The sequence below is a fragment of the Acidovorax sp. FG60 genome (genome assembly GCF_057808995.1).
In genome coordinates this window covers 332,128-350,780 of the sequence record NZ_JBMDJC010000001.1, presented here as the reverse complement: position 1 = coordinate 350,780, position 18,653 = coordinate 332,128, and the positions used below count along the sequence as shown (strand labels likewise).

Here is an 18,653-nt window from a genome sequence, read left to right as displayed (position 1 = left end):
CCCGGAGCAAGAACGGGGTTGGAGCGCGAAGGATGGCGGGCCCGTCAGGCGGGCGCTGCGAGAAGCAGCTCCCTCAAATTCGGTCGCGGGTGGTCTGGCGCCGGGTTTCGGTGTGGTTGGGTGCCTGGGCCGAGGCAAAGTAGGCACGCGCGTCGGCGCAGTCTTTGGCGATGCCCTTCGTCAAGGCATCCAGACCGTCGTATTTCAGCTCGTCGTGCAGTTTGTGTAGCAGTTCCACGCGCACGATTTTACCGTACGCCCCCTCGGGCCCCAGATCGGCGGGCCAATGCAGGCAATGTGTTTCCAGCAGCACGCGCCCGCCGTTGACGTCGTTCGGGTCCAGCGAGGGGCGCACGCCCAGGTTGGCCACCCCTGGCAATGGCTCGGTGGCAAGGCCATGCACCAGCACGGCAAAGATGCCGCTGGCGGCAGGCTTCCAGTGGGCAAAGCGCAGGTTCAGGGTGCGAAAGCCGTCGCCTGCACCGGCGGCGGTGGCGCCCAGTTCGCGCCCGAGCTTGCGGCCATGCACCACATGGCCGCTGATGGTGTAGGGCCTCCCCAGCAGGCGTGCCGCCGCCTCCATGTCGCCCGCCGCCAGGGCTTGGCGCACGGCGGAACTGGACACGCGCAGGCCATGCACCTCGTAGCTGTTCATGCGCGCTACGTCGAAGCCCTTGGCTTGCCCGGCCGCGTCCAGCATGGCGTAGTCGCCCGCTCGCTGGCGGCCAAAGCGGAAATCGTCGCCCACCAGCACGTACCGGGCCCCCAGACCACGCACCAGCACCTCGTCGATGAAAGCGTCGGGCGACTGGGCGGCCAGCCGCGCGTCAAACGGCAGCACCACGGTCTGCTGCACACCGCAGCGGGCCAGTTCGGTGAGCTTGTCGCGCAAGGTGCCGATGCGTGCGGGTGCCAGCTCGGGCTTGTGGTGGGCGCCCGCGAAGTAGTCGCGGGGGTGGGGCTCGAACGTCAGCACGCAGCTTTCCACGCCCCTGTGTGCAGCCTCGCTGTTCAGCAAGGCCAGCATGGCCTGGTGGCCCCGGTGCACACCATCGAAATTGCCGATGGTCAGCGCACAGGCATTGGCAATGCCAGGGTGGTGGAATCCGCGAAAGATCTTCATCGGTTTGTTATCTTTTTGATAGCAGCATGCGCAAGTCCATCAAGCGCAGGACGCCAATTTGTCATGAAAACGGAGTATATTGTGACCCACGGCCGGCCCCGCGCAGGGCTGCCCGCGAGACATCTGCGTTCCGATCCTTGTGTACTTTGTGTTCCAGGAGGCGTGTTTTGAAGGTCTTGAAGCTGTCAGCCCAAGGGCTGCCCCAATCGTGGATTTCGCTGGAGCAGGCGGTGATTCATTACGCCGCCGGGGAAGTGCGCTGGGAGTCTGGTGCACAGATTGCCCGGTTCCGGGGCGGGCACAACGCCATCTCGGGTGAGCAATCGGTGATCGCCATCAACAGCATCATCGGCACCAAGGGCGTGCCCAGCATCAATCCGTTCGAGCTCAAGCCCAGCCTGACCAACAGCAAGCTCTTTGCCCGCGACCGCAATGTGTGCGCCTACTGCGGCGGGCATTTTCATGAGGAAGACCTGACGCGCGAACATATCGTGCCCTTCGCCCGCAACGGCCAGGACCACTGGATGAACGTGGTCACGGCCTGCCGCCCCTGCAACCACCGCAAGGGCCCCCGCACTCCAGAGCAGGCACACATGCCGCTGCTGTATGCGCCCTATGTGCCGAGTCTGTGGGAGGACTTCATCCTGCGCAACCGGCGCATCCTGGCCGATCAGATGGAGTTCCTGATGGCCCACGTCCCCAAGTCCTCGCGTCTTTTGGCGTAGAGCGGCCAATACGACCCCGCTGGCGTCGTTGCTCCGTCTTGCCGTGAGGGCCTGCCAACCCTCTTTTCGGGGATCGCGTTGCCCGACCTGGGGGTGGGATGCAAGGCGCCTGTGCGCAGCAAGGTAGGCACCTTGCAAGCGCGGGCAACGCCGCAGACGGCCCCCAGGCCGGGCAACCCGAAGGGAAGGCCCCTGCGGGCGCGCCACTCGTCGTTCCGCTCCTTACGTGTGCAAGAGCGCACGCTGCGTCGCGCGCCTAGATTGGCACGCCCGCAAGGGCCTTCGCGACCCCGAAAAAAGGGTTGACAGGCCCTTCGTACTGTCTGCGACGGGGCGCCTAGCCATCGGGGCCGTCTTGACCGCTCTTGGTGGTGTGCTGCACGGAGCTCAGGCACCGAGCAACGCCTATTCCATCAGTAAGTCAGTTCGAGAAACACCAGGTGGCCGCTGGCGGCCGGCCAGGTCTGTCCCACCACGCGTTCGCCATTGAACTCACCCGCAATGCTGCGCACGCCGCCCGCAGGCTTGACCTTGGCAGATGCCACGCCAGCGCCAGCGGGCACGCCCGCAGGCACTGCACCATCCAGCAGCATCTTGTCGCGCGCCGGGTCCAGGTAGCCGCGCGGACGGGTCAGTGTCACCACGCTCTCGGCGCTTTTGTCGGCATCGGCCATGCGTTCTGCGCGCAGGTGGATGAGGTTGCTGCTGCGTGGAAAGCCGCTGCGGTAGATGTGGGTGGTGGCATAGCCGGGTGCGCTGATCACGAACTCGACGGGCGAGCCGTTGGGCACCGTCAGCGGTCCCCATTGGCCATCCGCACCCAAGGTTTTGCGCAGCAAGGCATTGCCCGTGCGGGCGCCCGTGGCGAGGTCGGTGGCATACACCTCCAGCTGCGCGCCCGCCAGAGGCAGGTTGTTGCTGAAGTTGCCGGTTTTGGGGTCGGCCGGGTCCACGCCCAGGCCGGTGACCTTGCCGTTGAGCACCACCTGCTTTTCAGCCGCAATGGTGGTGACCTGTGGTGCCTTACCGGTGATGAAGCGGTAGGTGGCTTCAAACGCAGCGGGGGAGTACGACGTCTCGCGGTGGTCGATGCGCGGAATCACCACGTTGGTGGCGCCCTTGAGTTCGGGGCCTGCGGCGGTCACGTAGGTGGGCTTGCCTTTCTGGCCTATCCACAGGCCGTCGGGCTGGGCGAACTTGTCGTTGTTGTCCGAGCGGATCGTCATCCATTTCACGGGGCCGCTCACCTCGTCGCCCGCCGCGTTCTTGGGAGCATTCAGGGCTTTGAGGAAAGGGCCCGTGCCCGAGAACTCGTTGCCTTCTCGGAACCCCGGTATCGCCCACACGCCGTGGTTGGGCGTGCCGCCGAGGATCGCGTGGCTCACCGTCTTGTCGCCGCCGCCGTTGTAGATGTAGTTGCGGATGGCGTTGCCGCCGCGCGAGTTGCCCACCAATACCACTTGGCTTGCACCCGTGGCCTTGAGCACCTTGTCCACTTCGGCCTTGAGGTAGGCCATGTGCTCTGCGGCCGAGGTGCGGCCCGCCTGGGGTTTGGCGTCCTCATCACGCGACAGGGGGTAGGGCACGTCAATGGAGTGCAGGCGTTCGCGCGGCCAGCCGTTCGATTCAAACCGCCATACGGTGGTTTGCCACAGTGCGGCGGTGTCGCCGTTGCCGTGCACAAAGACGATGGGCGGCGCTTCGGCCAGGCTGGGACCCTTGGTGGCGCAACCGGCCAGGGCCAGGGTAGCTGCTGCAGCGGTTGCCAGCAGAAGAGATCGGCGTTGCAGCCAGAATTTGTTGTTCATGAAGGTGTCTCCGACAAGAAAAAATGCCCGTGGATCGGTGAATCCACGAGCATGGCATGCGAGCGTTACATGGCTGCGTCAGTTCACATCAGGCAAACACGCCTGCAGTGTCTTGCATGCGGGCGGACACTTCGCCCAGATGGTGCAGCGTGTCGCCAAAGGCCACTTCCAGCTGGGTGAGCTTCTTGAAATAGTGGCTCACGATGTACTCGTCCGTCACGCCGATGCCACCATGCAGTTGCACGGCCTGCTGGCCGACAAAGCGCATCGATTGACCCAGTTGCACCTTGGCGCGCGCCATGGCGGCGCGGCGCTCTGCGGCAGGGGCGCCCAGCTTGAGGCTGGCGTAATAGCTCATCGAGCGGGCCAGTTCCAGCTGCATCTTCATGTCGGCCACGCGGTGGCGCAGCGCCTGGAAGCTGGCAATGAACACGCCAAACTGCTTGCGCTGGTTCATGTATTCGACGGTGATGGCCACGGTCTTGTCCATCACGCCCACGGCTTCGGCGCAGGTGGCGGCAATGCCGGTGTCCACCGCCAGTTCCAGCGCGGCCAGGCCATCGGTGGTGATGAGCGTGGCGGGGGCGTTGGTGAACTTCACCTCGGCGGCGCGGCTGCCGTCTTGTGTGACGTAGCCTTGGGTGGTCACGCCAGTGGCGGTGCGCTCGACCAGGAAGAGGGCGATCTTGCCGTCCAGTTGGGCAGGCACGATGAACGCATCGGCCTTGTCGCCGGCAGCTACTACGCTTTTGATAGCTGTCAGCGCATATCCATCTTGCGCTGGGGCCGCTTTTGACTCGCAAACATCCAGGCGATAGCGCGCCTTGCGCTCCTGCTGGGCCAGCACCACCAAGGCTTCACCACTGGCCACGCGGGGCAGCCAGGCCGATTGCACGTTGGCCGGTGCGTAGTGCGACAGCACGCTGCTGGCCATGAAGGCCTGGGCGATGGGCTCCAGAACGATGCCACGGCCCAGTTCCTCGGCCACCACCATGGCATCGATGGCGCCCTGGCCCATGCCGTCGTGCGCTTCGGGCACGGTGAGGGCGGTCAGGCCCAGCTCGGCCAGTTCGTTCCAGGCGGCGCGGTCAAAACCACCGGCAGCCACGGCGGCGCGGCGGCGCTCGAACGTGTAGCCCTTGTCCACCCACTTGCGCACGGCGTCGCGCAGTTGCTCCTGGTCGTCAGAAAAATCGAAATCCATGTTCTTGTCTCCTTAGCCCAGAACCGTCTGCGCGACGATGTTGCGTTGAACTTCATTGCTGCCACCGTAGATGGTGGTTTTGCGCAGGTTGAAGTAGGTGGACGCCAGCGGCGCGTTGGCAGTGACGCCGCCGGGGAAGTTGCCCTGCCAGCCAGCTTCCATGGCCTCTTCGATGAAGGGCATGGCAAAGGGGCCTGCGGCCAGCATCATCAGCTCGGCGTAGCGCTGCTGGATCTCGCTGCCCTTGATCTTGAGCAGACCCGCGATGTCGAGCGAGTTCTTGCCCGACTTCTCGGCCGACAGCACGCGCAGCACCAGCATTTCCAGCGCGACGATGTCCACTTCGAGCAGTGCGATCTGGTCGCGGAAGCGCAGGTCATCCCACACGCCTTCGGTCTTGGCGATGCGCTTCAAGCGCTCCAGCTCGCGCTTGCTGCGGTTCACGTCGGCGATGTTGGTGCGCTCGTGGCTCAGCAGGTGTTTGGCGTAGGTCCAGCCCTTGTTCTCTTCGCCGATCAGGTTTTCGGCAGGCACTTCGACGTTGTCGAAGAACACTTCGTTCACCTCGCATTCGCCGTCCAGCAGCTTGATGGGGCGCACGGTGACGCCCTTGGACTTCATGTCGAGCAGCAGGAAGGAGATGCCGGTCTGGGGCTTGCCCTCGGTGCTGGTGCGTACCAGGTTGAACATCCAGTCGCCATGCTGGCCCAGGGTGGTCCAGGTCTTTTGGCCGTTGACGATGTATTTGTCGCCCACGCGCTCGGCGCGGGTCTTGACGCTGGCCAGGTCAGAACCCGATCCGGGTTCGCTGTAGCCCTGGCTCCACCAGACTTCGCCGCTGGCGATGCCAGGCAAAAAGCGCTTTTGCTGCTCGGCGTTGCCAAACGCCATGATCACCGGGGCCACCATCACCGGGCCAAACGGCACGATACGGGGCGCACCGGCCAGGGCGCATTCCTCTTCAAACAGGTGCTTTTGCACGGCCGTCCAGCCGGGGCCGCCAAACTCCTTGGGCCAGCCGAAGCCCAGCCAGCCTTTCTTGCCCAGGATCTTGGCCCAGCCCTGCAGATCGTCGCGGGTCAGGCGCAGGGCGTTGTGGACCTTGTGCGAAATTTCTTTCGGTAGATTAGCTTGAACCCAGGCGCGAATTTCTTCGCGGAACGCCTGTTCTTCGGGGGTGAATGCGAGATCCATCGGTTTGTCTCCAAGTGATCCGCATTTGTAGCACGGTCGTTCGTTTTAGTCCTGTCCGGGTGGCGACATCGGCGCGGAGTCTGGGGAAATGCCCAGTTCAGAACACAGCCGCTGCACCGTGGTGCGCAGGTTGGCCACCTCTGTCTCCAGTGCGTCCACCCGCGCTTGCAGTGCGGCAGACGTGCCGGTGCTGCCACCGCCGCCACTGCTGGGGGCTGACACACCGGCGCTGGTGTCTACAGGCCCACACATCAGATGCGTCCAACGCTGCTCGCGGGCACCCGGCGCGCGGGGCAACTGCACGACCAGCGGGCCGCCCTTTTCGGCGCTGCGCTCCTGCAGCTCGTCCAGAAAAGCTTCGACCGACGAAATGTCGGCAAAGCGGTACCAGCGCTCGGCGTTGATGCGCAGTTCACCCGCCGTCTGCGGGCCGCGCAGCATCAGCAGGCCCAGCAGCACGGCCGACTGCTCGGGCACGCCCACGCCGCGTTGAAAGTTGTGTTCCCAGCGTGTGGTGCGGTTGCCGCTGCTCTCAAACGCCAGCGTCAGCAGCTTGAGCGAATCCAGCGCCTCCTGCGCCTCGGCGTCACTCAGGTTCATCACCGGGTCGCGGCTGGTTTTCTGGTTGCAACCGGTGACCAGGCCGTTGAGCGACATGGGGTAGCTGTCGGGCACGGTGCGGGCCTTCTCCATCAGCGTGGCGAGCACGCGGGCTTCGTGGGGGGTGAGGGGGCGGGTGGCGGGATCGAAGGGCATGAGGAGGCTGTCGGGCTTGGGGTTGGCGCTGCGTTGTGCGACAGAGTATGCAGGCTAGGCGCCCAGCGCAAGCTGCACTGGCTGTGCAGCGAGCATGGGCAACGCCGCCTGCGTGCTATGTCGCACAACCCTTCGGGCCACCGCCTGGGGCTGCCATGCTGCGTTGCGGGTTCGTTGTGTGGCTGGGCCACACGGCCTCACCCGCGCCTTGCCTGGCACCCCCAGGCGGTGGCGCAGAGCCAACCCCATGCTCGACAGCCTCCTAGATAATCTGTGGCAATTTATGAAGAACATCGTCATTTTGATCTCTGGCGGCGGCTCGAACATGGCCACCATCGTCCGCACCGCTCAACAGGAGAACTGGGCACAACGCTACGGCGCCCGCGTCGCGGCCGTCATCAGCAACAAGCCCGATGCCGCCGGGCTGGTGTTTGCGCGGGAGCAGGGCATCGCCGCCGAGGCGCTGGACCACAAGGCCTTTGCCAGCCGCGACGCGTTTGACACTGAATTGGCCGCCACCATCGACCGCCACCAGCCCGCGTTAGTGGTGCTGGCCGGGTTCATGCGCATCCTCACCCCGGGGTTTGTGGCGCACTACGCGGGGCGGCTTATCAACATCCACCCCTCGCTGTTGCCTGCTTTTACCGGGCTGCACACGCACCAGCGCGCCATCGATGCAGGCTGCAAGTTTGCGGGCGTGACGGTGCACCAGGTGACGGCCGAGCTGGATGTGGGCCCCATCCTGGACCAGGCCGTGGTGCCGGTGCTGCCAGGTGACACGGCCGAGACGCTGGCGGCCCGGGTGCTGACCCAGGAGCATGTGATCTACCCCCGGGCCGTGCGGGCGCTGATTCAGGCCTTGTAGTCCACAGGCTGATCGGTTTGGGAGCGTCGAGCTTTCGTCCCCCACAGGCCTTGGTGAGCTCAGGGGGGTATATTGTTTGCTATAAAATTAGTAGCTAACTGCGCTTGTCCATGAAGCGATAGAGCCTGTTTTTGTTCATATTTTCTGCTGCCGGATGGCTTGGAGATCCCGGCGCACGCAGCTCGTCAACTGACGGGCGAATCGCACTGCGTGGCCAGAAAACCTGCGGCTGGTGGCAAGCCAGCCCCTTCCTTTTGATCAGGCCATTGCGCTCAGGCTGCCGGTGCTGGCGGGCGAATTCCAGTCATTGGCGGCCATTGCGTACTGCTGGCGCGCAAAGTCGGCCAGCCGCGCCAGGTCGTTGCGTTGGCTGGTGTCCGATGTTGATGCCTGGCTGGCGGGCTGCTGGAGCTGGCTGGTCAACTGGTCGACGAAAGTCCTGGATTCGCTGGCGCTGATGCTGGCGTCGCCATCGGTGTCGATGGCGTTGAACAGCGCGGTGATCGCGTCCTGCTCCACGCTGCTGGTGCTGCCAGCCAGCCGTTCTGTCAGCGAGACCTCACCATCCTTGTTGGTGTCCAGGGCGTCGTAGGTGGTGGTGCTGTCGGCGGAAGCACTTGCACCACCTGGGCCTCCGGGTGGTGGTGGCATGCCGCCCATGGCCTGCATGCCGCCGCCTGCTTCACCCGCCGCGCCGGAAGGGCGGCCCGCGTCGAATTCGGCTTGGGTCAGGCTGCCGTCGCCGTCTGCATCCAGTTGACTGAACGCGTCGTCCCTGCTGACGCCCGCTTGGCTCGCCGTGCCGCCCGACATCGCCTCCAGCAGGGCCTGCAGCTCGGTCTTGCTCACGGCGCCATCGCCGTCGCTGTCCACCTTGCCAAAGAGGTCGTCGCCCGCCTGGCCGGTGGCGGTGTCGCTGTCGCCCCGCGACTGGGCAAAAGCCATGGTGGACGGTGGCGGGGGCAACACGCTTTGCATCGTCTTGCCCAGCTCATCAGCGTTGAGGTTGCCGTCCCCATTGCTGTCGTACTGCTTGACCAGGTCTGCAGCGCTGGTCTGGCTGCTGACGCCGGATTTTTTGGCCACATCGTCCAGAAGGCCCTGCAGTTCTGTGTCACTCACGCCGCCGTTACCGTCGGCATCGATTTTGGACAGCAGCCGCTCCGGCGTGGGCGCCGGGCGTGATGCCCGCTGCACACTTGCACTGGACCAGGCACTGCTGACGCTACTGATGGTCGTCATCGTCGTTCCTTTCGCTCCAAGGGTGGGTCGGTGCCTGGTCCCCCAAAACGGAAGCCCTCAGCCATGGCCCGTAACCATTCTTGGTTGTGCGTGTCTCCGGGGTTTGTCTGCTTTGTACCAAGGTCGATACAAAGGGCGTCCACAAGGACCGAACAATGGCGGAAATGCCCGCCAGATCGTCGCCAGCGGTGGTTTGTAGCTGCCTAAACTTGGGTGTTCTTTTGCACGACAGATCCCATGCAACACATCCTGGTGGTGGACGACGATGTGGAGATCACCACACTGCTCACCGAATACCTCGCCCGCTTTGGCCACGCCGCCCACGCGGCGTGTGATGCGGCGTCGATGCGCGCGCAGATGCTCGCGCACCCCATCGGCCTGGTGGTGCTGGATGTGATGCTGCCCGGCACCGACGGCATCACCCTCGCGCGGGAGCTGCGTGAACGCTCCCGGGTGCCGATCATCATGCTCACCGCCCGCGCAAACCCCTACGACTGCGTGCTGGGGCTGGAGATGGGGGCCGACGACTACATGGGCAAACCCTTCGAGCCGCGCGAGCTGGTGGCACGCATCCAGACCGTGCTGCGCCGCACGCGCGGCGAGAGCGCCCCGGCCCCCCAGGAGCCCGACGGGCTGGTGCGCTTTGATGGCTGGACCCTGCACAGCATCGAGCGGCACCTGGTATCCCCACAGGGTGTGGTGGTGCCGCTGTCCAACGCCGAATTTCGCCTGCTCTGCACCTTCTTGCGCATGCCGCGCCGCGTTTTCAGCCGCGACCAGCTCATGGAGCAGGCGCGAGGCCGGGCCATGGACGCATTCGAGCGCAGCATCGATCTGCTGGTCTCGCGCCTGCGCAGCAAGCTCTCGGACGACCCGCGCTCGCCCTCGATGATCCGCACTGTGCGGGGCGCCGGTTACGTGTTCAACGTGCAGTCGCTGCAGGGGCAGGTGGGATGGCCGCATTGATGGTTGCGCGCTGGCCTGCGGCGCTGCAGCGCTGGCTGCCTGAGACCCTTTTTGGCCGGCTCGCTCTGCTGCTTATCGTGGCCGTCATCGTGAGCCATGTGCTGGCGCTGACTTTGATGTTTGAACTGCGCCCTGCGCACCCCGGGCACCCGCCTGGCCCGCAGCCCCCCGGGGTGGCAGCCGATGGGCACTCTTTGCGGTTGCCGCCGCCGGGGCCAGAGCAGGGCTTGTGGAATGCCCCGCCATCGCTGCAACTGGGGCTGCTGCTCGACATCAGCGTGCGGCTGGCGGCGCTGGTGGCCGTGGCCTGGTGGGCGGCACGCTGGCTGTCGCGCCCCATGCACCGGCTGGCCACGGCGGCGCAGGAGCTGGGCCGCGATATCGACCGCCCCCCGCTGCCCGAGGACGGCACGCTGGAATGCCGCGACGCCAGCCGTGTATTCAACCAGATGCAGGCGCGCATCCGCCAGCAGTTGGCCGAGCGCGACCGGTTTGTGGCGGCGGTGTCGCATGACCTGCGCACGCCGCTGACCCGGCTGCGCCTGCGCACCGAATGCCTGGACGATAGCCACGCCCAGCAGCTGTTTCGCCGCGACATTGCCGAGATGGACGCCATGATCGCCTCCACGCTGGACTACCTGCGTGGCGTGGCGGGTGCCGAGGCCTGGGTGCTGCTGGATGTGCGGGCCCTGGTGGACAGCTTGGCCGATGACCAGCTCGCCATGGGCTACCGGGTCACGGTGGCGGGGCAGGCGGCCCCGCTGCGGGTGCAGGCCGTGGCGCTGCGGCGCTGTCTGGACAACCTGGTGGGCAACGCGATTCGCTATGGCGGCAGTGCCGAGGTCACGCTGCACGATGCGGCCGACGCGCTGACCATCGAGGTGCGTGACCATGGCCCGGGTTTGCCCGCCGAAGAGTTGGAGCGGGTCATGGAGCCGTTCTACCGCGTCGAGGCCTCGCGCAACCGCCAGAGTGGCGGGGCCGGGCTGGGGCTCACCATTGCCAGCGATATCGTGCGGCGGCACGGAGGGAGGCTGGTCTTGCGCAATGCTGCGGGTGGTGGTTTGGTGGCAGCAGCCATTTTTCCGCGCACTGCGGCGTGAGCCCACCGGGCTCAGCCCGCTGGGGTTTCATCCCCGCATTTCTCAAACCGTGGCCGCATCACACCGTCAACGAGCACCTGCTCTTCAAACATGGCGGCGGGTCGCACCCACAGCCCACGCTGGCCATAGAGCGCGCGGTACAGCGTCATGGGCTCCAGCGTTTCGCTGTGGCGCACGGTATCAATCACCTCGTAGAGCATGCCCTTGTAGTGGCGGTACAGGCCGGGTGGTGTGCGAATGAGTGCTGGCAGGTCGTCGTCGGTCATGGTGGTGGGTGCGGGGTCGTGAGTGGTTAGGATGGCGGTTGAAAACAACCCAAGAGTGAGGGAAGCCCGTGGATCAGGCAGATTTTGTGCATCTGGTGCGCATGAGCGAGCATGCCAGTGCTGACAACAGCCGCGCATACCGCCGCAGTGTGGCCGTGTTTGCGGCGCTGGGCTATGCCTGGGTGCTGGGGTGCCTGGGACTTGCCGCAGGCATTGTGCTGTGGGTGGTGCCGCAGATGTTGCAGGGGAAGTTTCGCTTTGCCATGGTGTGGCTGCTGCTGGGGGCTGCGGGCCTGCTGTGGGTCAGCCTGCGGGCGCTGTGGGTGCGTTTTGACGCGCCTGAGGGCGTGGAGATCACGGCGCTGGAGGCACCGGAGCTTTTTGAGGCGCTGGAGCGCATCCGCCGCAAGATCAAGGGCCCGCCCATCCACAAGGTCACGCTGAACGACGAGTTCAATGCGAGCATCCAGCAGCTGCCCAAGTACGGCCTGCTGGGTGGCGCCGTTAACCACCTGAGCATCGGGCTGCCTTTGCTGATGGCGTTGGACCGGCCGCGTTTTCTCGCCGTGCTGGCACACGAGTACGGCCACTTGCGCGGCGACCATGGCCGGTTTGCGGCCTGGATCTATCGCACACGCCTGTCGTGGATGCGCCTGAACCACAGTCTGGCCGACGACGAAGGCCCGGTGGCCGCGGCCACGCAGGCGTTCATGCGCTGGTACTTTCCGCGCTTTTCGGCCAAGACGTTTGCGCTGGCCCGCCAGGACGAATACGAGGCCGACCGCATTGCGGGCAAGCTGCTGGGCCGTGATGTGACCGCCGCCGCCCTGGCCGAGATCGAGATCCGGGGCGCAGCGTTGCAGGCAGAGTTCTGGGGCAACCACTGGTGCGGTGCCGCTGGCAATCCGCTGCCGGTGGGGCCATATCGCAGCATGCGCCGTTTCCTGGCCGAGGCCCCGGATGCCGCTTTTGCCAACGACGCACTGCGCCAAGCGCTCAAGCGCCTGAGCAGTGTGGACGACACCCACCCCGGCTTGCGGGACCGCATCGAAGCGCTGGATGCCACGCCCACACTGCCCGACTGGTCGCGTGGCAATGCCTTGACCCTGCTGGGCGATGAGGCCAAACGGTGGGTCAAACACTTCGACAAACAATGGTGCCGCGACAACGCTACGGAGTGGAAGCAGCACCACGCGTGGCTGGAACGTGTGCGCGCACGCGCCCAGGCGCTGCAGGCTTCCATCGCTCAGAACAGTGCGGCTGAGCTGGTGGAGCTGGCCCGCCTCAAGCGCCATCTGGACCCCCGTGCCGATGTGCGCGCCTTGTATGAGCTGGCGCTGGAGCGCAGCCCCGAGTACGCGCCCGCCCTGTGTGGACTGGTGCCTTGCCTGCCCGAGGACGATCGCGAAGGCAAGCTTCTGCTGCTGCACCGGGTGTGGGAAGCGGGCAGCAACGACCGCTACTGGGCCGCGCGCACCGCGCTGGCCGAGCTGGAAACTCCCCGCATGGGCATGGAGCATGATGCGGCGGCCTTCAAACAGTGGCGCAAGCGGCTGGAGCGCGCGCAGGAATCCGAAGAGCGCGCCTGGGAAGAGCTGTCGGGCACCTCCTTCTTCAGCCAGATCACGCGTCACGACCTGAGCCCCTTCGAACTGGCCGAGCTGCAATCGGAACTGGCCCGCTGTGCGCCCCTTGCCCGCTGCTGGCTAGTGCGCAAGAACCTGCGCGAGCATCCGCAGCGCCGTGCGTACCTGATCTTTGTCGAGCTGCCGGGGATGGACGACGAAAGCCGTTACCACCTGTGCCGCGCCCTGGAGCGCAATCTGAGCCTTCCCGGCCCCGCGCTGGCGCTGTGGGCGGGTGAATCGCCCAGCCTGAAGGAGATTCAGCGCTATGCGTTTGATCCGGTCTACACGCGTTGACAAACCGAAAGGATCGATGCGGGTCGTTTGAAGGAGCCTTGTGGTTGGCTGTTGATCAGACCAGAGTGGGACAATCGGGGGATGCATCCCAAAGTTCTTCTCGACGCCTGTGCCGAATTGGTCAGGCTCACCCTCACGTTTGAACACCCCGCCGATGCGGTGGTGTCACGATTCTTCCGCGACAACCGGGGCCTGGGCCCCCGCGAGCGGGCCACCCTGGCCGAAACGGTCTACACCGTGCTGCGCAAGAAGCTCCTGTTCGACCACATGGCGCCCTCGGGCTCGGGACCCAAGGAGCGCCGTCTGGCCATCCTGGGGTTTTACGGCCCGCGCGACTTCCTCAAGAGCGCACTGACTGACCAGGAAAAGAACTGGCTGGACCAGTGCGATGCGGTCATGGTCGATGACCTGATGGAGCGCCACCGTCACAACCTGCCCGAATGGCTGGTGAAGCCCCTCAAGGACCAGCTGGGCGACGGCTTCTGGCCATTGGTGGAAAGCCTGGCGCAGAGCGCCCCGCTGGATTTGCGCGTCAATGCCCTCAAGGACAAGCGTGCCGACGTGCAAAAGGAGCTGGCCAAGGCCGGCATCAAGGCCAGCCCCACGCCGTATTCGCCCTGGGGCCTGCGCATTGACGACAAGCCTGCGCTGACCAAGCTGGATGCGTTCACGCGCGGTGCCATCGAGGTGCAGGATGAAGGCTCGCAGTTGCTGGCCCTGCTGCTTGACGCCAAGCGCGGCGAGATGGTGGTGGATTTTTGCGCAGGTGCAGGTGGAAAGACCCTGGCCATCGGCGCGGGCATGCGCAGCACCGGGCGCCTGTATGCGTTTGATGTCTCGGCGCACCGCCTGGATGCTCTGAAACCGCGCCTGGCCCGCAGCGGCCTGTCGAACGTGCACCCCGCCGCCATTGCCCACGAGCGCGATGACCGCGTCAAGCGGCTGGCGGGCAAGATAGACCGCGTGCTGGTCGATGCTCCGTGCTCGGGCCTGGGGACTCTGCGGCGGAACCCGGACCTCAAATGGCGCCAGTCGCCCAAAGCCATCGAAGAGCTGGTGGCCAAACAGACCGCCATTCTGGACAGCGCAGCGCGCCTGCTCAAGTCCGGCGGCCGTCTGGTGTATGCCACCTGCAGCATCCTGCCGCAGGAAAACGAGGCCATCGCAGAGGCATTCAGCGCATCGCACCCGGACTTTGAACTGCTCGACGCGGGCGAACTGCTGGAGCAGCTCAAGGTGGAGGGGCCCAAGGCGCTGTGCAGCGGTGGTGAGTCGGGCAGTGGTTATTTGCGCCTGTGGCCCCATGTGCACCAAACGGATGGGTTCTTTGCCGCAATCTGGTCCAAAAAGGCCTGACTTGGCCTTCTAAAGGCGCTAAATCAGCGTAAATACCATGGATACCCCCGAACCTATTTCGCGGGTACCACTCTAAAATCAGGTAACCGGTCCGTTGGCGAACGGTTTCTCTGTAGAAGTAAGGCTTTCTGAATATGCTGTTACCCGATTGGGCTGTACTGAACGCTGCCATTGACTGGCTGGGCCATGGGTTGTGGAACCTGGCCTGGTGGCAGATCATTCTGTACACCCTGGCGACGACCCACATCACCATTGCGGCGGTCACGATTTTCCTGCACCGCGCGCAGGCGCACCGCGCGCTGGACTTGCACGCCATCCCTTCGCACTTTTTCCGCTTCTGGCTGTGGATCGGTACGGGCATGGTCACCAAGGAATGGGTCGCCATCCACCGCAAACACCACGCCAAGTGCGAAACCGTGGACGACCCCCACAGCCCCCAGACCCGTGGGCTGGACACCGTGATGTGGCTTGGCGCCGAGCTGTACCGCGCCGAGTCCAAGAACCAGGAGACGATGAAGAAGTTCGGCCACGGCACGCCCGATGACTGGATGGAGCGCAACGTCTACACCCGTTACGGCTGGCAGGGTGTGGGCCTCATGCTGATCCTGAACCTTGCACTGTTCGGCGCTCTGGGCGCCGCAGTGTGGGCGGTGCAGATGCTCTGGATTCCGTTCTGGGCGGCGGGGGTGGTCAACGGTGTGGGCCACTACTGGGGCTACCGCAACTTTGAGGCGCAGGATGCCAGCACCAACCTCTCGCCCTGGGGCATCATCATTGGCGGCGAAGAGCTGCATAACAACCATCACACCTATCCCACGTCGGCCAAGTTCTCGGTCAAGCCGTATGAGTTCGACATCGGCTGGGTCTACATCACGCTGATGAAGAAGATTGGCTGGGCCACGGTCAAGAAGGTGCCGCCCAAGCTGCAGTTGGGTGACGTCAAGCCTGTAGCCGATGAAAAGACGCTGGAGGCCCTGATTGCCAACCGCTATGAGGTGATGGCTGGCTATGCGCGTGGCGTGCGCCAGGCCTGCAAGGACGAAATCGCAGCGCTCAAGGCACGCAATGCCGATGCCTCGGTGCTCCAGGCCGCCAAGCGCTGGCTGCACCGTGATGCCGAGAAGGTGCCGGCCATCGCATTGCCGCAACTGGCCCAGGCCCGTGCTGCGCACCCCGCGCTCGACAAGATGGTCACCATGCGCGAAGAGCTGCGCCAGCTGTGGCTCAACACCTCGCAATCGCGCGAGCAGCTTACCGCGGACCTGCAAGCCTGGTGCCGCCGCGCGGAAGAAAGCGGTATAGCCGCCCTGCGTGAGTTCTCGCTACGGCTGCGTGCGGCGCAGGGCTGAAGCGGGCCGCGCATTGTCCAAGGCCTTGCCATCTGGCAAGGCCTTTTTCTTTGGTGCAGCGGTTACCGCATTGCGGGCACCTTGCCAAAAGCGCGGTTCTTTGCGGTTTTGTCCCGGCCTGCAAAGGCTGAGCGCAGCAGGTGCCGTACTTGGTGCCAAAGTCCCGGCCTGGGAGTGCCTTCGATCACCTGGATCTCAGAGCGGCAGTGCAGGGCGTTGCCCACCTGCACCCAGGCGGCCTTGTTGTTCCAGCCCTCGGGCAGATGTTCGCCCGCCCCAAGCCGCATTTGCGGCAGAGTGTGCAACGCGTGCCCGAAGTCTCGTGGAGCAAAGCGAAGTGACACCTCTCCCTGAGTGGTGTGCAGTGCGCTGCCGGGCGGCAGGCACAGCCACAGGCTCTGGCCGGGTGTGAGGCCCAAGGTGACTGCGGCCGATGGGGTGGTGGGCGGGATGGTGGTTGGATTGCGCTGTGGCATGGTGCGGGGCTCCTGAAGGAAGGGCTGCTGTGAGGCTGTAGCGTAAAAAAAGCAGCGTTGCTCCGGCAGGTACACGGCGGTGCAGGAACGGGTAGAACAGCGCAGATTACTGGCGTGCTGTTATGGTCCGATCTGTGCGTTCCTGTATCTGTACCCGCAGAGAGGGCTCGGGCACGATGCGCCTCTAGGCTTCTGAGCCTGCGCCACGGCTCGGCAGCAGTACCCCATACCCGCCATGTCACATTCTTCCGATTCGCGGGATGCCCCGCTCTACCGCCAACTGGCAGCTTTGTACGAACAGGCCATAGCCGCTGGCAGCCTGACGCCTGGCATGCGCATGCCGTCGGTGCGGGAGCTGTGCCAGCGGCACCAAGTGAGCCTGACCACCGCGCTGCAGGTGTTGCGGCATCTCGAATCCCTGGGCTGCGTGGAGGCGCGCGAGCGGGTGGGCTACTTTGTGCGGGAGCCGGGCGATGTGGCGTTGCCCCGGGCGCGCGAGCCCGAGTTGCACGAGCCGCTGGCCCACGACCCGCGGGTGTTTGCGGGCATCAACGAGCGCATTTCCGGTTTTCTCGAAAAAGCCCGCCGTGCAGGCCCGCTGCCGCTGGACTTGGGCAGCGCCATGCCCGCGCCGAGCCTGTTTGATGCGGCAGCGCTCAACCGCCTGGCCCACGGCCTGTTGCGCGAGCAACCCGACGTCCTGGTGTACGGCCCGTCCGCGCCCACCACCCACCCCGAATTCCAGCAGGCCATGGCCCGGCATGCGCTCACCTTCGGCGTGTGTGTCGCGCCAGCCGACATTGGAGCAACGCTCGGCAACTCCGAAGCGGTGAACCTGGCGCTGGACGCCGTCGCCGAGCCGGGCGACGTGATCGCCGTCGAATCGCCCACCTTCTTTGGCATCCTGCAGGCCATCGAGGTGCGTGGGCTGCGCGCGCTGGAGATCCCCTGCAGCCCGCACACGGGCATGTCGCTTGAAGCCCTGGAACTGGCTGCGCGCAACGAGCCACGGCTCAAGGGTGTCGTGGTGGTGCCCCACCTGCAGATGCCGCAGGGAAGCGTGATGCCCGATGCGCACAAGGAGCGACTGGTGGCTCTGTGCGTGGAGCATGGCTTAGCCCTCATCGAGGACGACATCTACCGGGAGTTCGTGGAGTCGCCGCACGTGCTGCGGCCCGCCAAGGCCTGGGACCGGCAGGGCGATGCCGGGCAGGTGATCTATTGCGCATCGCTCAGCAAGAGCTTTGCTCCCGGCTTGCGCCAGGGCTGGATGAGCGCGGGGCGCTGGCAGGCCCGTGTGCAGATGATCAAGTTCGCTCGCACGCGCAACATGCAGACCTGGTCGCAGCTGCTGGCGGCGCGCAGTGTGGACTCTCCGGCCTACGAGCGCCACATGCGCCGCATGCGGGCGCAGCTGCGCATCCAGCGAGAACAGGCGGCGAGGGCCGTGGCGCGCTACTTTCCCATGGGCACACGCCTGAGCCTGCCGCCGGGTGGGCTGAGCCTGTGGCTGGAGCTGCCGGTCGGCATCTCTTCCACGCGCCTGTACGACGAGGCGCTGCAAAACGGTATCCGTGTGGCCCCGGGCCCCATGTTCTCCAACACCGGGCGGTATGAGCACTTCTTGCGGCTGAGCTGTGGGATGCCGTTCACGGCCGAAGTGGAGGCGGGCTACCGCACGCTGGGCGCCTTGCTGGCTGCGCAGATGGCCGAGTTGCCCGTGCCGCGCAAGGTTGCTTGAGCAAAGAGTCTGGGTGAAAGGTCTGCGCAGCAGGCATAAAAAAACCGCCCTGGACGGGCGGCTTTTTTGGGGAACGGGCCGAATTACTTCAGCTTCATTTCCTTGTATTCCACATGCTTGCGAGCTTTTGGATCAAATTTCATGATCAGCATTTTCTCGGGCATGGTCTTCTTGTTCTTGGTCGTGGTGTAGAAGTGGCCGGTACCCGCAGTGGATTCCAGCTTGATCTTGTCGCGTCCGCCTTTGCTTGCCATGGTGCTTCTCCTTAAGCCTGACCACGTGCGCGCAGGTCTGCGAGCACCGAGTCGATACCGTTCTTGTCGATCAAACGCAGGGCAGCGCTCGAAACGCGCAGGCGAACCCAGCGATTTTCGGTCTCGACCCAGAAACGGCGGTATTGCAGGTTCGGCAGGAACCGGCGCTTGGTTTTGTTGTTGGCGTGGGAAACGTTGTTCCCGACCATGGGCTTCTTGCCCGTTACGTCGCAGACGCGTGCCATGAGGACACTCCGATACTTTTTAACGGCCGTTCGCTGGGCCCTGGGCTTGTGTGCCCAG

At 65.1% G+C, this 18,653-nt stretch carries 18 protein-coding genes; 8 read left to right on the top strand and 10 right to left on the bottom strand.

Annotation, left to right across the window (positions count from 1 at the left end; all coding sequences use genetic code 11):
* Nucleotides 1–73: 73 nt before the first annotated feature.
* The gene (locus ACODS0_RS01595) at nucleotides 74–1,123 is read right to left on the bottom strand and encodes a bifunctional riboflavin kinase/FAD synthetase (RefSeq protein ID WP_121420868.1); all 1,050 of its coding nucleotides are present in this window, start codon (nucleotides 1,121–1,123) and stop codon (nucleotides 74–76) included.
* 167 nt (nucleotides 1,124–1,290) lie between these two features.
* Here ACODS0_RS01595 and ACODS0_RS01590 point away from each other — a divergent pair, with 167 nt between their 5' ends.
* Nucleotides 1,291–1,848: an HNH endonuclease gene (locus ACODS0_RS01590; protein ID WP_055401504.1), complete on the top strand. Its 558-nt coding sequence runs from the start codon at nucleotides 1,291–1,293 to the stop codon at nucleotides 1,846–1,848.
* A 413-nt stretch (nucleotides 1,849–2,261) separates the two neighbouring features.
* Here the strand turns inward: ACODS0_RS01590 and ACODS0_RS01585 are convergent, their stop codons facing one another.
* The 4 genes from ACODS0_RS01585 to ACODS0_RS01570 form a co-directional block, all read right to left on the bottom strand.
* A complete protein-coding gene (locus ACODS0_RS01585; RefSeq protein WP_488832277.1) occupies nucleotides 2,262–3,656 on the bottom strand; it encodes an alpha/beta fold hydrolase in 1,395 nt (464 codons plus the stop codon).
* A gap of 88 nt (nucleotides 3,657–3,744) precedes the next feature.
* Nucleotides 3,745–4,860 carry an acyl-CoA dehydrogenase family protein gene (locus tag ACODS0_RS01580; RefSeq protein ID WP_488832274.1) on the bottom strand — a complete coding sequence of 372 codons (1,116 nt, stop codon included), beginning with the start codon at nucleotides 4,858–4,860 and terminating at the stop codon, nucleotides 3,745–3,747.
* Nucleotides 4,861–4,872: 12 nt separating this feature from the next.
* On the bottom strand, nucleotides 4,873–6,054 hold the full coding sequence (locus ACODS0_RS01575) for an acyl-CoA dehydrogenase family protein (protein WP_008905006.1): 1,182 nt from the start codon (nucleotides 6,052–6,054) through the stop codon (nucleotides 4,873–4,875).
* 45 nt (nucleotides 6,055–6,099) lie between these two features.
* A complete protein-coding gene (locus ACODS0_RS01570; RefSeq protein ID WP_488832272.1) occupies nucleotides 6,100–6,810 on the bottom strand; it encodes a YceH family protein in 711 nt (236 codons plus the stop codon).
* Between the two features lie 283 nt (nucleotides 6,811–7,093).
* Between ACODS0_RS01570 and purN the strand changes: the two genes are divergently transcribed.
* Nucleotides 7,094–7,675, top strand: a complete 582-nt coding sequence (purN, locus tag ACODS0_RS01565; RefSeq protein WP_488832270.1) for a phosphoribosylglycinamide formyltransferase — start codon at nucleotides 7,094–7,096, stop codon at nucleotides 7,673–7,675.
* 258 nt (nucleotides 7,676–7,933) lie between these two features.
* Here purN and xopAW read toward each other — a convergent pair whose 3' ends face one another.
* Nucleotides 7,934–8,917, bottom strand: a complete 984-nt coding sequence (xopAW, locus tag ACODS0_RS01560; protein WP_488832268.1) for a XopAW family type III secretion system calcium-binding effector — start codon at nucleotides 8,915–8,917, stop codon at nucleotides 7,934–7,936.
* A gap of 237 nt (nucleotides 8,918–9,154) precedes the next feature.
* Between xopAW and ACODS0_RS01555 the strand changes: the two genes are divergently transcribed.
* On the top strand, nucleotides 9,155–9,883 hold the full coding sequence (locus ACODS0_RS01555; protein ID WP_121420862.1) for a response regulator: 729 nt from the start codon (nucleotides 9,155–9,157) through the stop codon (nucleotides 9,881–9,883).
* Entirely contained in the window at nucleotides 9,871–10,986 is a 1,116-nt protein-coding gene (locus tag ACODS0_RS01550; protein WP_488832265.1) for an ATP-binding protein, read from the top strand. Before ACODS0_RS01555 ends, ACODS0_RS01550 begins: the two co-directional genes overlap by 13 nt.
* A gap of 11 nt (nucleotides 10,987–10,997) precedes the next feature.
* Here the strand turns inward: ACODS0_RS01550 and ACODS0_RS01545 are convergent, their stop codons facing one another.
* Nucleotides 10,998–11,252 (bottom strand): DUF1653 domain-containing protein, encoded by a 255-nt coding sequence (locus ACODS0_RS01545; protein WP_121420860.1) that lies wholly within the window; start codon nucleotides 11,250–11,252, stop codon nucleotides 10,998–11,000.
* A gap of 68 nt (nucleotides 11,253–11,320) precedes the next feature.
* Between ACODS0_RS01545 and ACODS0_RS01540 the strand changes: the two genes are divergently transcribed.
* From ACODS0_RS01540 to ACODS0_RS01530, 3 genes are all read left to right on the top strand, one after another.
* Nucleotides 11,321–13,174, top strand: coding sequence for a M48 family metallopeptidase (locus tag ACODS0_RS01540; protein WP_488832262.1), 1,854 nt, complete (start codon nucleotides 11,321–11,323; stop codon nucleotides 13,172–13,174).
* An 81-nt stretch (nucleotides 13,175–13,255) separates the two neighbouring features.
* Nucleotides 13,256–14,530 carry an RsmB/NOP family class I SAM-dependent RNA methyltransferase gene (locus ACODS0_RS01535; RefSeq protein WP_488832260.1) on the top strand — a complete coding sequence of 425 codons (1,275 nt, stop codon included), beginning with the start codon at nucleotides 13,256–13,258 and terminating at the stop codon, nucleotides 14,528–14,530.
* Between the two features lie 134 nt (nucleotides 14,531–14,664).
* Nucleotides 14,665–15,879, top strand: coding sequence for a DesA family fatty acid desaturase (locus ACODS0_RS01530; RefSeq protein WP_488832258.1), 1,215 nt, complete (start codon nucleotides 14,665–14,667; stop codon nucleotides 15,877–15,879).
* A gap of 62 nt (nucleotides 15,880–15,941) precedes the next feature.
* On the opposite strand, the gene ACODS0_RS01525 is transcribed toward ACODS0_RS01530, so the two are convergent.
* Complete coding sequence (locus ACODS0_RS01525; protein ID WP_488832256.1) at nucleotides 15,942–16,355, bottom strand: hypothetical protein; 414 nt, start codon at nucleotides 16,353–16,355, stop codon at nucleotides 15,942–15,944.
* A gap of 235 nt (nucleotides 16,356–16,590) precedes the next feature.
* On the opposite strand from ACODS0_RS01525, the gene ACODS0_RS01520 reads away from it, so the two are divergent.
* The gene (locus ACODS0_RS01520) at nucleotides 16,591–18,096 is read left to right on the top strand and encodes an aminotransferase-like domain-containing protein (protein ID WP_121505665.1); all 1,506 of its coding nucleotides are present in this window, start codon (nucleotides 16,591–16,593) and stop codon (nucleotides 18,094–18,096) included.
* Nucleotides 18,097–18,179: 83 nt separating this feature from the next.
* Here ACODS0_RS01520 and rpmG read toward each other — a convergent pair whose 3' ends face one another.
* Both rpmG and rpmB read right to left on the bottom strand, forming a co-directional pair.
* A complete protein-coding gene (gene rpmG / locus ACODS0_RS01515; protein ID WP_008904999.1) occupies nucleotides 18,180–18,350 on the bottom strand; it encodes a 50S ribosomal protein L33 in 171 nt (56 codons plus the stop codon).
* A gap of 11 nt (nucleotides 18,351–18,361) precedes the next feature.
* Nucleotides 18,362–18,595, bottom strand: a complete 234-nt coding sequence (rpmB, locus tag ACODS0_RS01510; RefSeq protein ID WP_007859763.1) for a 50S ribosomal protein L28 — start codon at nucleotides 18,593–18,595, stop codon at nucleotides 18,362–18,364.
* Between the last annotated feature and the right edge of the window lie 58 nt (nucleotides 18,596–18,653).